This window comes from Blautia sp. An249 (assembly GCF_002159835.1).
GTDB classification, from domain to species: Bacteria; Bacillota; Clostridia; order Lachnospirales; family Lachnospiraceae; genus Blautia_A; species Blautia_A avistercoris.
In genome coordinates, this window is record NZ_NFJL01000008.1 from 16,556 (window position 1) to 32,676 (window position 16,121).

At 49.1% G+C, this 16,121-nt stretch carries 13 protein-coding genes; 10 read left to right on the forward strand and 3 right to left on the reverse strand.

Annotated features, from left to right (window positions below; all coding sequences use genetic code 11):
- Positions 1 to 18: 18 nt before the first annotated feature.
- Positions 19 to 912: an Hsp33 family molecular chaperone HslO gene (gene hslO, locus B5F53_RS08850; RefSeq protein ID WP_204246923.1), complete on the forward strand. Its 894-nt coding sequence runs from the start codon at positions 19 to 21 to the stop codon at positions 910 to 912.
- 24 nt (positions 913 to 936) lie between these two features.
- Positions 937 to 2,847, forward strand: coding sequence for an NAD(+) synthase (locus B5F53_RS08855; protein WP_087222484.1), 1,911 nt, complete (start codon positions 937 to 939; stop codon positions 2,845 to 2,847).
- Here B5F53_RS08855 and B5F53_RS08860 read toward each other — a convergent pair.
- Positions 2,844 to 3,272 carry an FMN-binding protein gene (locus B5F53_RS08860; RefSeq protein WP_087222486.1) on the reverse strand — a complete coding sequence of 143 codons (429 nt, stop codon included), beginning with the start codon at positions 3,270 to 3,272 and terminating at the stop codon, positions 2,844 to 2,846. The genes B5F53_RS08855 and B5F53_RS08860 overlap by 4 nt on opposite strands.
- 100 nt (positions 3,273 to 3,372) lie before the next feature.
- On the opposite strand from B5F53_RS08860, the gene addB reads away from it, so the two are divergent.
- From addB to B5F53_RS08875, 3 genes are read left to right on the forward strand one after another with little or no spacing between them, the layout of a single operon-like run.
- Entirely contained in the window at positions 3,373 to 6,702 is a 3,330-nt protein-coding gene (gene addB / locus B5F53_RS08865; protein WP_087222488.1) for a helicase-exonuclease AddAB subunit AddB, read from the forward strand.
- On the forward strand, positions 6,699 to 10,454 hold the full coding sequence (gene addA / locus B5F53_RS08870) for a helicase-exonuclease AddAB subunit AddA (protein ID WP_087222490.1): 3,756 nt from the start codon (positions 6,699 to 6,701) through the stop codon (positions 10,452 to 10,454). Before addB ends, addA begins: the two co-directional genes overlap by 4 nt.
- A complete protein-coding gene (locus B5F53_RS08875) occupies positions 10,451 to 11,383 on the forward strand; it encodes a ketopantoate reductase family protein (RefSeq protein WP_087222492.1) in 933 nt (310 codons plus the stop codon). Before addA ends, B5F53_RS08875 begins: the two co-directional genes overlap by 4 nt.
- Positions 11,384 to 11,405: 22 nt before the next feature.
- Here B5F53_RS08875 and B5F53_RS08880 read toward each other — a convergent pair whose 3' ends face one another.
- Positions 11,406 to 12,800 (reverse strand): RsmB/NOP family class I SAM-dependent RNA methyltransferase, encoded by a 1,395-nt coding sequence (locus B5F53_RS08880; RefSeq protein WP_087222494.1) that lies wholly within the window; start codon positions 12,798 to 12,800, stop codon positions 11,406 to 11,408.
- Positions 12,801 to 12,981: 181 nt separating this feature from the next.
- On the opposite strand from B5F53_RS08880, the gene B5F53_RS08885 reads away from it, so the two are divergent.
- The 5 genes from B5F53_RS08885 to B5F53_RS08905 all read left to right on the forward strand — a co-directional run bounded on the left by B5F53_RS08885 (position 12,982) and on the right by B5F53_RS08905 (position 15,313).
- Entirely contained in the window at positions 12,982 to 13,305 is a 324-nt protein-coding gene (locus tag B5F53_RS08885) for a PadR family transcriptional regulator (protein ID WP_087222496.1), read from the forward strand.
- Positions 13,302 to 14,012, forward strand: coding sequence for a DUF1700 domain-containing protein (locus B5F53_RS08890; protein ID WP_087222498.1), 711 nt, complete (start codon positions 13,302 to 13,304; stop codon positions 14,010 to 14,012). The genes B5F53_RS08885 and B5F53_RS08890 overlap by 4 nt, the downstream gene beginning before the upstream one ends.
- A complete protein-coding gene (locus B5F53_RS08895) occupies positions 14,009 to 14,845 on the forward strand; it encodes a DUF4097 family beta strand repeat-containing protein (RefSeq protein ID WP_087222500.1) in 837 nt (278 codons plus the stop codon). Before B5F53_RS08890 ends, B5F53_RS08895 begins: the two co-directional genes overlap by 4 nt.
- A gap of 15 nt (positions 14,846 to 14,860) precedes the next feature.
- Complete coding sequence (locus B5F53_RS08900; protein WP_087222502.1) at positions 14,861 to 15,058, forward strand: PspC domain-containing protein; 198 nt, start codon at positions 14,861 to 14,863, stop codon at positions 15,056 to 15,058.
- A gap of 63 nt (positions 15,059 to 15,121) precedes the next feature.
- The gene (locus B5F53_RS08905) at positions 15,122 to 15,313 is read left to right on the forward strand and encodes a small, acid-soluble spore protein, alpha/beta type (protein ID WP_087222504.1); all 192 of its coding nucleotides are present in this window, start codon (positions 15,122 to 15,124) and stop codon (positions 15,311 to 15,313) included.
- A 71-nt stretch (positions 15,314 to 15,384) separates the two neighbouring features.
- Here the strand turns inward: B5F53_RS08905 and B5F53_RS08910 are convergent, their stop codons facing one another.
- Positions 15,385 to 16,119, reverse strand: coding sequence for a GTP-binding protein (locus tag B5F53_RS08910; RefSeq protein ID WP_162610565.1), 735 nt, complete (start codon positions 16,117 to 16,119; stop codon positions 15,385 to 15,387).
- Between the last annotated feature and the right edge of the window lie 2 nt (positions 16,120 to 16,121).

Sequence of the window (16,121 nt, forward strand, 5' to 3'; positions counted from 1 at the left end):
ACGGAATGAGGAAAGGAAATGACAATGGAAGGGCATAAGGATTATATTGTAAGAGCAACAGCAGCAGGAAATCAGGTGCGGGCCTTTGCGGCCACAACGGATGAGGTTGTGGAAATGGCCAGAAAAGCCCATAATACCAGCCCGGTGGCAACGGCCGCTCTGGGACGTCTGCTGACGGGAGGCGCCATGATGGGCGTGATGATGAAGGGAGATAAGGATCTGCTGACCCTCCAGATTAAAGCAGGAGGCCCCCTTCAGGGAATTACGGTGACTGCAGATTCTCACGGAAATGTGAAAGGCTATGTGGGAAATCCCAACGTCTGTATTCCGGCCAATAAGAAAGGAAAGCTGGATGTGGCATCCGCCGTGGGCGTGGGATTTCTCAATGTAATAAAAGATATGGGGCTAAAGGAACCCTACATTGGGCAGACTACTTTACAGACCAGTGAAATTGCGGAAGACCTGACCTATTATTTCGCCACCAGCGAACAGGTGCCCTCTGCCGTGGGGCTGGGAGTTTTAATGAATAAAAATAATACGGTGGCTCAGGCCGGCGGTTTTATTGTGCAGTTAATGCCTTTTGCGGAGGAAAAAGTTATTGCAAAACTGGAAAAAAACGTGGCGGGCATTACTTCCGTTACCGCTCTTTTAGAGCAGGGACACACACCGGAAAGTCTTTTGGAAACGGTGTTAGAAGGACTGGATGTGGAGATAAACGAAAGGATTCCCACTCAGTTTTACTGCAACTGCAGTAAGGAAAGAGTGACCCGGGCTCTTATCAGCGTAGGAAAGAAAGAACTTCAGGATATGATTAAAGAGGGAAAGGAAGTGGAAATGAACTGTCATTTCTGCAATACCAATTATACTTTCTCAGTGGAAGAACTGAAACAGCTATTAAGCCATTGCAAATAAACAGGAGAGGGATGGAGGAAGAAAATGAGGCAGGGATTTATTAAAACTGCGGCGGCCACACCCAATATTCAGGTGGCAGACTGCATTCATAATGCAGAAGAGATTTTAAGAAACATCCGGGAAATGGCAGAGAAAAAAGCAAAGGTCATGGTCTTTCCGGAACTTTGTATGACCGGCTATACCTGTCAGGATCTGTTCTGGCAGAAAAAACTTTTAGACAGTGCAAAGGAGCAGCTCCTTCGTCTTGCCCGGGAAACCGGGGAAGTGGATGGACTGATATTTGTGGGAATTCCCGTGGAACATCAGGGAAAACTGTACAATACGGCGGCTGTTTTAAACCGGGGGAAAATCATAGGAATGGTCCCCAAGGTACATCTTCCCAACTATGGGGAATTTTATGAGAAACGCCACTTTTCTTCCGGAGAAGCCCAGATGGAGGACTTCCGGCTGGGACAGGAAACCATTCCCTTTGGAACGAATCTGATCTTTGAATGTGAAGAATTACGGGAGTTTACCGTTGCCGCCGAGATTTGTGAAGATCTCTGGGTACCGTCTCCCCCAAGTATTTCCCATGCCCAGGCAGGAGCCCATATTCTGGTAAATCTGTCTGCCAGTGATGAAATTGTGGGAAAGGATACGTACCGCAGAGAACTGGCGTCCAGCCAGTCGGCACGGCTTATCAGCGCTTACATTTACGCCACTGCCGGAGAAGGAGAGTCTACCCAGGATCTGGTGTTTGGCGGACAGAACATGATATGGGAAAACGGATGTCTGCTGGCAGAAGGCAGACGGTTTGAAAACGGAATTATCTATGGAGATGTGGATGTGGAAAGGCTGGCTTCCGAGAGAAGACGGCAGACCACGTATCCTGCGGCAGACCGGAGAGACTACCGGGTGATTTCTTTCAAAGCCCGGATGGAAGAGACGCAGCTTGAGAGAAAATTTGATCCCATGCCTTTCGTTCCTTCAGGAAAGGAAGAGCGGGAGAGACGCTGCGATGAGATTTTAAATATTCAGGCAATGGGACTGAAGAAGAGGCTGTGCCATGTAAATGCAGGAAGGGCTGTTGTGGGCTTATCCGGGGGACTGGATTCTACCCTGGCTCTTTTGGTAATGGCCAGAGCTTTTGATTTGCTCGGACTGCCCAGAAAGAATATCTTATGTGTGACCATGCCCTGCTTCGGAACCACAGACAGAACGTATCAGAATGCCTGCCAGCTAAGCCGGAGCCTGGGAACCACATTAAAAGAAATTAATATTAAAGAAGCTGTACAGGTGCATTTCCGGGACATCGGACAGGATATGGAAACACATGATGTGACTTACGAAAACAGCCAGGCCAGAGAGAGAACGCAAATCCTGATGGATCTGGCCAATCAGACCAATGCGCTGGTAGTGGGAACCGGAGATCTGTCCGAGCTGGCTCTGGGATGGGCCACTTATAACGGAGATCACATGTCTATGTACGGAGTCAACAGCTCCGTGCCCAAAACCCTGGTGCGGCATCTGGTACGTTATTATGCAGATACCTGTGAGGATACCGTTTTACAGCAGGTGCTTCTGGATATTTTGGATACCCCGGTCAGCCCGGAACTTCTTCCCCCAAAGGACGGAGAAATTGCACAGAAGACAGAAGACCTGGTAGGCCCCTATGAGCTTCACGACTTCTATCTGTATTACATGCTGCGTCTGGGATTTTCCCCAAAGAAAATCTACCGGCTGGCGCGTCTGGCTTTCCAGGGCGTATACGACGACGAAGTAATTGCAAAGTGGCTGAAGACTTTTTACCGGCGTTTCTTTACCCAGCAGTTTAAGCGTTCCTGTCTTCCCGACGGACCGAAGGTGGGAAGCGTAGCGGTTTCACCAAGAGGAGATCTGCGTATGCCAAGCGATGCATGTGTCAGAATCTGGCAGGAGGAATTGGCGGAGATTTAATTCTCCGCCTTTTTTAATGCTGTCTGTATGGCATCCAGAAGCAGCATAGACGTATATTGGTTTTCCTGGGAATAGGTAAGGTTCTCCAGGGACTGGGTTTCGCAGATCTGGCTTTCCAGAGATTCCAGAGCCGGTTCCATTAAAGGGAACATGGCCTGGGTGCTTTCACTTAAGTTAACTAATTCTATGGACTGAATACGGGAAGAGTCTACCGTAACAGCAACGTCAAAGGTATTATCGTTCAGATGAATGGATGAAGTGTAAACACCGGCCTGATACCGCGCCCGGGCAGAGGCAGATTCTGATGGGGCCGGGCGGAACATTAAAAACAGCAGAATCCCCATTATGACGGCTAAAACAAGGAAAATGACTGTGTAGATGACTTCCTTCATATGTAATACGACAATTTTGGTTTTTGCACTCATGGTATACGCCTCCTGGTTTACTTTCTATATCTTATTACACAGGCAGAGGATTTATGATAGAATAGGAAAAAGAAGACGGAAAATTTTTAGGGAGGAATCCATGTCATTACAGATGATTTTAGGAAATTCCGGTTCCGGAAAATCCTACTACGTTTATAAAAAAATAATTCAGGAATCCATAGAAAATCCGGACACCCTCTATTACGTTATTGTTCCGGAGCAGTTTACCATGCAGACCCAGAAGACCCTGGTAGAAATGCATCCAGGCAGGGGAATTCTAAATCTGGATGTACTCAGCTTCCAGAGACTGGCTTACCGGGTGCTGGAAGAAGTGGGAGGAGAAGTCAGACAGGTTCTGGAAGAAACGGGAAAGAGCCTGGTGATTCAGAAGATGGCTCAGGAAAAGGGGAAAGAGCTGACTTACCTGGGCGGCCAGATGAAGAAAAAAGGTTATGTTTCCGAAATGAAATCTCTGATTTCCGAACTGATGCAGTATGATATTTCCGTAAGCCGGATGGAAGAACTGGCCCGGGAAGAAGAGGGAAACCAACTCCTACGGTATAAACTTTCGGATGTGGCCGTGCTGTATCAGGCCTTTGTGGATTATTTAAAGGAACGGTATCTGACAGGGGAAGAAATCTTAGATATTCTCTGTACAGCGGCGCCCAAATCCCGGAAACTGAAAGACTGCGTAATGGTTTTGGACGGCTTTACCGGATTTACACCCATACAGAATAAACTGATTGAGAAGCTGCTTTCCATATGCCGGAAAATTTATGTGACGGCAACTCTGGATGAACGGGAGAGTACCTTATGGAACGGAAATTATCACCGGCTGTTTTCCATGAGTCAGAAGATGATTTCCACCTTATACCGCATGACAGAGGAGCGGGAAGAGGAAATCCGGATCGATAAAACCGGGCATCCTTACCGTTTTTCCCGGGCGAAGGCGCTGGATTTTCTGGAGCAGAATCTGTTTCGTTATGGAAAAAGGACTTACAGCAGAGAACAAAAGGAGATTGTTCTGTATGCGGCCAACAATCCCCAGCAGGAAATACAGGAGACAGCCAGGCGGATTCGCGCTCTGGTGGCAGAAGAAGGCCTCCGGTACGGAGAGATTGCCGTTATTACGGGAGATTTAAAGGAATATGCCAGCTATGCCAGACAGGTATTTGAAGAAAATGAGATTCCCTATTTCATTGATGAAAAACATTCGGTGCTGATGAATCCCTTCGTGGAATTTATCCGGGCGGCTATGGATCTGGCGGTGAAAGATTTTTCCTATGAATCGGTTTTTCGTTATCTGCGGTGTGGGATGTCGGATTTGACCAGAGAGCAGGTGGACCGGCTGGAAAATTATGTGATTGCCCTGGGAATCCGGGGCTGGAGCCGATGGCAGGAAAAGTGGGTCCGCATTTACCGGGGAGAAGATCCTCAGGAACTGGAGGAAATCAACCAGTTCAGAGAAGCGGTCACAGAAGAGTTAAAACCTTTTATGGACGGAATCTCCCAGAGAGGGCTGAAAGTACGGACCTACTGTGAAGCCCTTTACCAGTGGATTGTACAGCGGGAAATCCAGCAGAAATTAAAGGAACAGGAACTTTTATTTCAGAAAAGCAAGAAGAAGGCCCTGGAAAAAGAGTACGCCCAGATATACGGGATTGTGATGGGGCTGTTTGATAAGATGGTCGAGATTCTGGGAGAGGAACGGGTGAGCCGGAAAGACTTCCAGGGACTTCTGGAAGCGGGGCTGGAGGAAACCCAGGTGGGTATTATTCCTCCCAGTACGGATCAGGTTCTGGTGGGGGACATGGAAAGAACCCGTCTGAAAGATGTACGCGCCCTGTTTTTCGTGGGAGTCAACGACGGGAGTATTCCAAAGAACGAACAGACCGGGGGAATCCTGACGGAGCTGGATCGGGAATCCCTGAAGGAGAGGGGAACAGAGCTTGCGCCCAGTCCCAGAGAGAGGACGGCGCAGCAGCAGTTTTACCTGTATCTGAATCTGACGAAGCCCTCTTACCGGCTGTATCTTTCCTACAGTCATGCCAATGGGAAAGGAGAGGCCTTAAGCCCCGCCTATTTAATTGCCAGTATCCGGAAACTGTACCCGAAGCTTTCCATACAGGAAACGGGGAACCAGCAGGAACCCCTGGAGCAGATCTGGCATCCCAGAAGCAGTATGGAATATTTCCTGAAGGGACTTCAAAATGGCAGAATGGGATGGAGCCAGCCACTGTGGGAAGAGCTTTACAGTTGGTATCTGAGCCGGGAAGGGTATGAAAAGACGGCCAGGTCTCTGGTGGAGGCGGCTTATCATACCAATCCTCAGGATAAAATCAGCAAAAGTGTGGCCCGTATTTTATACGGGGAAGTTTCGCCCTACAGCGCCACCCGTCTGGAGCGTTTCTGCGCCTGTGCCTTTGCCCATTTCCTGCAGTACGGGCTGAAGGTCAACGAGCGGGTGGAATATCAGCTTCGGGCTATGGATATGGGAAATATTCTCCATCAGGCCCTGGAAAAATTTGCCCGCACTCTGCGCCGGGAGAAACTGGACTGGGCAGAGCTGGAAGAAGAGCGGTGCGAAGAAATCGCCAAAGCGTGTATGGAAGAAGTGGCCGCGGATTATGGAAATACAGTTTTTCACAGCAGCGCCAGAAATACGTATATGATTGCCAGGGCCACCCGGCTTTTGATAAGAACGGTGTGGGCTTTGAAACAGCAGTTAAAAAGAGGAAGTTTCCGGCCGGAAGGATTCGAGATTTCTTTCGGAGGCGGAAGAATCGATCGGGTGGATGTCTGCGAAGAGGAAGAGAACGTTTATGTGAAAGTCATGGACTATAAAACAGGGAACACCGCCTTTGATTTGCTGGCGGTTTATTACGGACTGCAGATTCAGCTTCTGGTCTATCTGGATGCGGCTATGGAGGTGGAGAAGAAGAAGTTCCCGGGGAAAGAAGTAATCCCTGCAGGAATTTTTTACTACAATGTAAAAGATCCCCTGGTTTCGGCATCCATTCACGAGGCGGCAGAGGACGTACAGAAGAAACTTTTAAAAGAACTTCGGATGAACGGACTTGTGGCGGCGGATCCGGAAATTATCCGGAAGATGGACGCTACCTTAGAGTCCCTGCCGGTGGCCTTTAATAAAGACGGAAGCCTGAAAAAGGGCTCATCGGCCGCCACAGGCAGACAGTTTCAGCAGTTATCCGGATATGTGAAGAGAAAAATAAAAGAGATACAAAACAGTATTCTGGAGGGAGAGGCAGCGGCAGCGCCCTATGAACTGGGAAAACAAAAAGCCTGTACGTATTGCCCTTACCATTCGGTCTGCGGCTTTGACGAGCGGATGGAGGGATATTCTTACCGGAGACTGAAGGAATTTACAGAGGAAGAGATCTGGAATTTGATGAAGGAGGACCAGGAATGAGTGTAACATGGACAAAAGAACAACAGCAGGTCATCCGTCTGCGGGAGCGGAACCTTCTGGTCAGCGCTGCCGCCGGATCCGGCAAGACTGCAGTTCTGGTAGAACGGATCCTTCATATGATTTCCGATCCGGAAAACCCGCTGGATATTGACCGGCTGTTGGTTATGACCTTTACAAGGGCGGCGGCCGGAGAAATGAAAATGAGACTGACCCAGGCTCTGGAGGAGGCCCTGGAAGAACAGCCGGAAAATGATCATCTCCAAAAGCAGATGAATCTGGTCCACAGTGCGCAGATTACCACCATTGACGGATTCTGTTCTTATGTGATCCGAAACTATTTCCACACCATTGGTCTGGAGCCGGGGTGGAGAACCGCAGATGAGGGCGAGTTAAAACTCTTAAAAACAGATGTGGTGCGGGAGCTTCTGGAAGAAGAATATGCCCAAAAAAGACCGGAGTTTCTGGAATTTGCAGAAAGCTACGCCCCGGGGAAGCAGGATGAAGAGTTGGAGAAATGGATTTTAAAGCTTTATGAGTTCTCCATGAGTAACCCCTGGCCCCGGGAATGGCTGCAGGAGTGTGTCAGCACGTATCAGGCGGAAACCTATGAAGAGCTGATGCAGGCCTCCTGGATGGAGCCCATGTGGGAAGATGTGCAGCAGAATCTCAAGGAGGCCAGGCGGATTACCGGCCAGGCCCTTGCGCTGACCCGGGAGGCAGACGGGCCTTATATGTATGAAGAAGCGCTGGCTTCCGATCTGCAGGCGGTTGAGCAGATGGAAGAAGCCCAGAAAGACTACCGGCAGATACAAAGGCTTCTGGAAGGACTGTCCTTTGCCCGTCTGTCGGCAAAGAAAGACGCCAATGTGTCGCAGACGGCCAAAGAACAGGTGAAGAACCTGCGGCAGCAGGTAAAAGATATTGTAAAGGGGCTGAAAGAGCAGTATTTCGCCTGTACGGCTGAGGAACTTCTGGAGATTCTGGCTTTGTGCCGGACGCCGGTAGAAGAACTGGTTCGTCTGACCCTGAAGTTTGCAGAGGATTTCGCAGAGAAGAAACGGGAGAAAAATATTCTGGATTTTTCCGATATGGAGCATTTCGCCCTGGACATACTGGTCAAAAGAGTGGACGGCAGGTGCGAGCCCACAGATGCGGCCCGGGAACTGTCTCTGAAGTATGAGGAGATTCTGGTGGATGAGTACCAGGACAGCAATTACGTTCAGGAACTTCTGATGACTCAGGTCTCCGGCTGGGCAAAGGAAAAGAATAACATTTTTATGGTGGGGGATATTAAACAGAGTATTTACCGGTTCCGTCTGGCCAGGCCGGAGCTGTTTGCCGAAAAATTGAAAACTTACCGACAGGAAGAGAGTGAGAAACAGCGTATCGATCTCCACCGGAATTTCCGGAGCCGCAGGGAAGTGCTAAGCAGTGTAAATTACATTTTCCGCCAGATTATGGGAGAAGATCTGGGACAGGTGGAGTACGATGACGCAGCGGCTCTGTATCCCGGAGCTGCTTATCCGGAAGGAAACGATCCGTCCTTTCAGAAAACGGAAGTCCTTCTGATTGAACGGGATTCGGAAGTGATACAGGAGGAAGATAAGGGACAGACGGCTCAGGAGCTGGAAGCCCTGGCCATAGCCCAGAGGATTAAGAAAATCGTGGGAAAAGAGCTGGTCTGGGATAAAAAGCTGGAACAGTACCGGCCCGCCGGGTACGGGGATATTGTAATCCTGCTGCGTACGGTCTCCGGCTGGGCGGAAACCATGAACCAGGTACTGCAGGGGCAGGGAATTCCGGCCTATACCGTGTCAAAGACAGGATACTTTTCCGCCCTGGAAGTGGTCACAGTCCTTAATTATTTACATATCTGCGACAATCCCCGGCAGGATATTCCCCTGGCCGGTATTCTTCACTCTCCCATTGGAAATCTGACGGCACAGGAAATGGCTGAGGTGAAAAACGCCTATCCCAACCGGTGTCTCTACGAGGCCGCCTGCGCCTATGCAGGAGTCTGTCTTCCCTCTCTTCGCCAGGAAGAAGGAGAGATGGAGGGGCAGCTTGTGTGGGATGAGGGGATTCTGAAAGGCCATGATCCAAAACTGGAAGAGAAACTGAAAAACTTTTTGAGACAACTGGAAGAGTTCAGACAGATGGTTCCCTACACCCCCATTCACGAGCTGATTCTGGCGATTCTTCAGAAGACGGGTTACGGTTATTATGCAGCGGCTCTGCCGGCAGGAGAACAGCGGCAGGCCAACCTGCACATGCTGGTGGAAAAAGCCCTGGACTATGAAGAAACCAGTTACCGGGGGCTGTTTAACTTTATTCGCTATATCGAGCATCTGCAGCAGTATCAGGTGGACTTCGGCGAAGTAAATATAGGGGGCTCCACAGAGAACTCCGTGGAAATTATGAGTATTCACAAAAGCAAAGGACTGGAATTTCCCATTGTCTTTGCGGCAGGAATGGGAAAGACCTTTAATTTTCAGGATTTGAATACCAGTCTGGTGTTTCACCCGGATTACGGGGTGGGAGCCGACGGGATTTCCAGCAAGAGACGGATTCGGGTGCCTTTTCTGCAGAAACAGGTTCTGCGCCGCCAGCTTCAGAAAGAAAGCCTGGGAGAAGAACTGAGGATTCTCTATGTGGCTCTGACCAGAGCAAAGGAAAAGCTGATTCTGACAGGCACCATAACCAGGCTGGAAAAAATGGCGGAAACCCTTCAGCAGACGGCAGGATTTCCTTATGAGCGGCTGCCTTATCAGACCCGCGTGAAGGCCAGGACATACTGGGACTGGATTTTACCTGCTCTGTCCAGACACAGAGGGATGGATGGCTTTTTTGATAAGTATGAGAGAGATACCAGGCCTGCCAAATCTTTCTACGAAGACGAGGCAGAGTTTCAGGTTGTTACTCTGACACCGGAAGATCTCATTGAGGAAGAAATGAGCCGGCAGGTGAAGCAGCAGTTGGAGAAGGAGACGCTCCTTGGCTGGGAGAAGGACAAAGTTTACGACGAAGGAATCCGAAAGATTCTGAAAGCGCGGTTTGAATATCAGTATCCCTACGCACAGCTTGGAGAAATTCCGGCGAAGATTTCTGTTTCAGAGCTGAAAAGAAAGGAGCAGGAGCAGGAGGAGGCCGAGGAACTTTATTCCCGGCCGGAGGTGATTCCTCTGATTCCGGCTTTCATCCGGGAGAAGGAAGAGGAATACACGGGAGCTTTAAAGGGAACCGTTTATCACAAAGTCCTGGAACATCTGGATTATGAAAAAATCGAAAGCCGGGAGCAGATCCAAAGCCAGATCGATCAGATGCTTCTGGAAAAGCAGTTGGACCGACAGGCCTGGGAAAGTATCCGGACAGAAGACTTTCTGAAATTTGCAGAATCCCGATTGGGACAGAGAATGAGAGAGGCTGCCAGGGAAAAGAGACTGCACCGGGAACAGCCTTTCGTGATTCAGGAGAAGGCCCAGGCCATGAACCCTCAATGGGAAGAAGGAGAGCTTCTGGTACAGGGGATTATAGACGCCTACTTTACCGAAGGAGAAGAACTGGTACTGGTGGACTATAAAACAGACCGGGTGCCGAGGGGCGCAGAAGAGATGCTGAAAAAGAAATACCAGATTCAGCTTGCCTATTACGCCAGAGCCCTTACAAGACTGACCGGGAAAAAAGTAAAAGAACAGTGGATTTATTCGTTTTCATTAAAGAAAGCGGTTTTAATAGAAAGGAGCAGCATATGAAAATTCAAAAAGCAGCGTTAATCGGCCTGGGAGCTATGGGGGTGTTTTTTGCTCCCAGAATGGAAAAGACTCTGGGAAGGGAGAATTTCTCCGTCATCGCCCAGGGAGAGAGAAAGGAGCGTTTAAGCAGCCGGGGAGTAACCATCAATGGAGAAACGTACCGCTTCCCCCTGTGTACGCCCCAGGAAGGAAGCCCGGTGGATTTAATCATCATGGCCGTGAAAGACATGGGATTAGAGCAGGCCATTGGGGATATTAAGAATTTCGTGGGAGAGCAGACGCAGATTCTGTGCGTCATGAATGGGGTAAAAAGTGAGGAACAGGTGGCAGAAGTTTACGGATGGGACCACGTACTGTATTCTTATATGCGGATGTCCATTGTGATGAAAGACGGATGCGCAGATTTCGATCCTTACTGGGGAAAAGTACATTTCGGAGAGAAAACCAATGAGACTCTGACGCCGCGGGTTCAGGCGGTGAAAGAATTCCTGGAGCGGTGTGACATTCCTTATCAGATCGAACCGGATATGCTGCGGGGACTCTGGTTTAAATTTATGTGCAATGTGGGGGAAAATCTCACCTGCGCTCTGCTTGGAATCCCCTTTGGCGCATTCCGGCTCAGCGATCATGCCAACGCCATCCGGGAAGGAGCCATGCGGGAGGTACTGGCCATAGCCAATAAGAAAGGCATCGCCCTCACAGAAGAAGATATAAAAAATCAGAAAGAAACTCTGATGAAAATTCCCTTTGGGAATAAACCTTCTACCCTGCAGGATCTGGAGGCGGGTAAAAAGACGGAAATTCAGATGTTTGCAGGAACGGTGATCCAAATGGGAGAAGAGCTGGGAATTCCCACCCCCATCTGCTGGATGTATTATCACGGCATTTCTGTATATGAAGAAAAAAATGAGGGAATGTTCCAAAATTAAGAGAAAAGAAATACCCTGTCGGTCAGGAGAGCCTCCAGCCGGCAGGGTATTTGTTTTTCAGGGTCTGATTGACCAGTTTGCCCCATCCCAGGGGAAAGTCCTCTGCGCAGAGCAGCCCCCATCCTTTGGATACCGGACATTCTTCCGGGGAGAGCTGGATGGTCTCACCCCTTAAATACCGGGAAATCCTCTCGTCTGAGGAAGGCAGGGAAAACCGGGTCACAGACTGCCCCAAGAGAGCCAGGGCGAAGGGCTGGGAGGGTTCAAACCGGTTTTTCTTAATGTCTCCCAGATACAGCCCGTTTCTGAGAAAATTGGCCTTTCCTCTGGGCAGAGAGACTGGAGGGAGCAGGAACGCTTTCCCGCTTCGTACTTCTATCCGGTTCCAGGCAATGGCATCGGTCATTCCCAGAGACTTCAGAGAAACGGAGGAGAAAAATTCTTCCATCAGTTTCCGGGAGGCGGCATCTACCTTTCCCTGTGTGGCCGTTACCTCCTGTGAGGAAAGGCCGTCCTTTTTCAGAAGAGCCATAAAATGGCCTTCACCGTCCATTTTATGAGGCCAGATCCGGACACACTTCCGTAATTCTTGGGAACCGTTTCCCCAGAGAGGATTTCCCGGAGAAAATCCTTCATATGCAGGCAAATCCACGAGTTTCATTTCAGGGAAAGTTTCCAGTATATAAGAAATAACTTCCTCGTTTTCGCAGGGGGCGAAGGTACAGGTGGAATACAGCAGATACCCGCCGGCGCAGAGCATGGATACGGCCCGGGCCGCCAGATCTTTCTGAATGGCAGACAGCTCCTGGGTACGGGCAGGGGACCAGGTATCGATCACGGAAGGATCTTTTCGGAACATCCCTTCCCCGGAACAGGGAGCATCCAGCAGGATTTTCTGAAAATATTCCGGAAAACGGGAGGCCATATGGGCCGGGACTTCCGAAGTGACAAAACTGTTGGAGCATCCAAAGAGTTCCAGATTGCGAAGCAATGCTCTTGCCCGGGAGAGGCTGATGTCGTTGGCCACCAGAATCCCCTGTCCTTTCAGGCGGGCGCCCAGCTCCGTGGCTTTTCCTCCGGGAGCGGCGCATAAATCTAAAACCCGATCTCCCGGTTCCACAGGAAGACAGGCGGCGGGAGTCATGGCGCTTGGCTCCTGCAGATAGTACAGCCCGGCCTGGTAATAGGGGTGGCGGGCCGGATGATCCTGAGAAGAATAGAAAAATCCGTTGGGGATCCAGGGGATTTTACGAAGGGAGAAAGGGGAGCGTTCCAGGAATTCTTCCGGAGAGATTTTCAGAGTATTCACCCGCAGTCCGAAGCAGCGGGGATTTTCATAGCTGTTTATAAAATCCTGGTATTGATTTCCAAGCATATCTTTCATGCGGCTGGTAAATTCCAAAGGCAGATGTATCATAGAGTTCCTCCAAATGATAATAAACTGTGTGTATTATAAAACAATCAAAAAAGATTATAAATACTATTGACAAAACTATATTATATAATATATAGTATTGTCAAAGAAATAATATTGGAAATAAAATAATAATGTAAAAAAAATAATATTATTTACAAAAAAGGAAAAAGGGAGTGATTCCATGGTTTTTAACACAGGAGCAGCACTTCTGGACGCAATTGTACTGGCAGTCGTATCGAAGGAAAAGGAAGGAACCTACGGATATAAAATTACCCAGGACGTGCGGAGTGTTCTGGAAGTTTCCGAATCCACACTGTATCCGGTTCTGAGAAGGCTGCAGAAAGACGACTGTCTGGAAGTCTATGACAGAGAATACGGAGGGAGAAACCGCAGATACTATAAGCTGACAGAAAAAGGGGCGGCGCAGTTGAATCTTTACAAAGTCGAATGGAAGAACTATACATCCAAAATTTCACAATTGTTCGAGGGAGGGATCAGCAAATGAACAGAATGGAGTTTATGATACAATTGGAAAGGCTTCTGGCAGACATTCCGGCCAGTGAACGCCAGGAAGCTTTAGAATATTATAACAGCTATTTTGACGACGCCGGTCCGGAAAACGAGGCCTCCGTCATCCGGGAGCTGGGGAGTCCCGGAAAGGTGGCGGCGATTATCAAGGCCGATCTCAGGGAGAATAATGAAAGATACGGGGAATACACCGAGAGAGGTTATACAGACACCCGCATGAAAGAGGACGCGCAGATGCCGCAGAATCCCCGGGAAGCACGGGAGAGGGGCAGAAGAGGGTACCATCCTTCCAATAAGCAGAATACAGCCAAAGTTGTTCTGCTGATTATAGCGGCGGTAATTTTCCTGCCGGTTCTGGCGGATTTAAGCGATAATCTTTTCGGACTTCTGGTAAGCATCCTGCTGTTTCCTGTGATTCTGGCCATTGGAGTGATTGGAGCGACCCTCGGTGTTTTTATCGGAGGCGTGGTTATGATTGTAATTGGAATCCCCACCTGCTTTCTCTCTGTGCCGGGAGGAATTCTCTGCATCGGAATCGGTTTTTTACTTCTGGCCATTGGAATCATTTTACTGCTTTTATCCATTTGGATCTGTGTAAAAGTACTGCCCTGGCTTATCCGGGTAATTGCCAACGGAGTTCAGAAACTATTTCATAAAGGGGCGAAAGGGGGAAATCAGGCATGAAAAAACTGACGAAAATCTGTATTATAATCGCCGCGGTTTTCGGTGTTTTAGGAATCTTTTTAGTTATTGGAAGCATTGCGGGAGGCGCGACCTGGGCGACCCTGAAAACGGCGGTTCCGTTTCTGGAAGACAGGGAGTTTGATCTGCTGGAAGAAATAGAGGATAAAGGAGGCGACGCCCGCTACAGAGAAGAGGCAGGAGCCTATTCTGAGAAAGAGTATGAGGATATCCGGGAGATTCAGGTGGAGTTAAGCGATGACCGGATTGAGTTCCTTATATATGACGGCCCCGACGTGCGAGTAGAGGTTCAGGATGACGTTCAGAGCCGGGTGGCTCACTATCTGGACGGCAGTCATGAACTGGTGATTGAAAGCCATGGGAAAGGAAATCCCTATTCTACAGTACTGGTTTATCTTCCGGAAAATCTGTCTCTGGAAGAGCTGGATATTCAGGTAGGAGGCGGCGTCGTAGAGATGAAAGAAAACATTCAGGCAGATGAGATTCAGGTGGAAATCGGAGCCGGAGCCTATCAGGGAGAAGCTGTCCGGGCCGAAAAGTCCAAATGGACGGTAGGTGCCGGAACCATCCAGCTGGAAAACCTGGACTGTCCGGATATTGAACTGGAATGCGGAGTAGGAAAAATAGAAGCCTCTGTAAATGGAAGCCAGACAGATTATAACTATAAATTAAGCAATGCAGCAGGTGAGATTCTTCTGGGAGAGGGCCAGTACAGCGGAGTCGGCGTGGATGAGAAAATAAAAAATGAAAATGCTTCCGGGAAAATGGAAATATCCTGCGGACTGGGAAACGTAACTATAGGATTTATACAATAAAGGAGGATGTGAAAAATGGGAGATTTCAAGAATAAACGGCTTTACCGGTCACATGTAAACTGTATGCTGTGCGGAGTCTGCGGAGGGATTGCGGAATACTTTGAAATCGATCCGACTCTGGTGCGTCTGGCCTGGATCCTGATTTCGGTTTTCTCTGCATTTACTCTGGGAATCCTGGCTTATGTGATTGCGGCCATTGTGATTCCAAACTAAAAATGGTTTTCGGGTATAAAAGGAAAAAATCAGGTTCATACTCCCAATAAAGGAGTGTGAGGTATGAATAAAGACAAGGAAATAGAAGCTTACCGGAAACATGAATTATCCCCCAAAGAGCAGCTTAAATATGAGATTGCCGGGGAGCTGGGGCTGTTGGATCGGGTTCTGCAGGATGGCTGGAAAAGCCTTTCCGCCAAAGAGACGGGAAGAATCGGCGGTCTGATGACCAGGAGAAGCTCCAGAAATCAATAGAACATACGGGTAAGCAAAGAAGAGAGAGAAGGCCTTTTGGATTTGATTCCAGAGGGTCTTCTCTTTTGCAGTTATTTTTTCAATCTGCCGTAGCGGATTTTAAGAGGAGCGGGTTGGAGGACGGGAACTGACGGGAGTTTCGTACGGGAGCAGAAAGCGGCAATTGTTCGGGGAGAAAGAAAGCCGTCCGGGTCTAAGTAAGAAGAAAGCTCCGGCTGAGACAGTGGACAGGAGGGAATATCTGCGGTGAGATCTTTGCAGATAGAAAAAAGAAGGGCCTCCCGGTTTACTGCTTTAATTTCCTTCAGGATAAAATTTCTTTCTTCTTTTGGCAGTCTGGTAAAACGGTTCAGCAAAATAACAGGAGAGGAACGAAGCTGGCGGAAAAATAAACTTCCCATAACTGTTCTCATGGCGGAAAATCTGCCTGCGTCCAACAGATAGAGAAGCTGATTGGGACGGCATTGAGGAAGATAGGAGAAAAGGGAGAGAAGCTCCCGCATATTTCCTCTGCCGGACAATTCGATAAGGATCCGCTCCGGCGCCTCTTCCTGAAGGCACCGGCGGATTCGGGAAACCAGTTCCGTCTGAGCGCTGCAGCAAATGCAGCCGCCCATGACCGGGTGAATGGAAAGAGAGGAAAGGGAAGGATAGGTTTCCTTTCCCTCCTCATTCAGAAACAGACAGATTCTGGAATTTTTATAGGCGGTTTCCAAAAGACCGCGGAGATAGGAGGTCTTGCCGGCTCCCGGGAAACCGGCAACGATGTCTACCGGAATTTGAGAGAGATAAGATTCAGATTTCATAA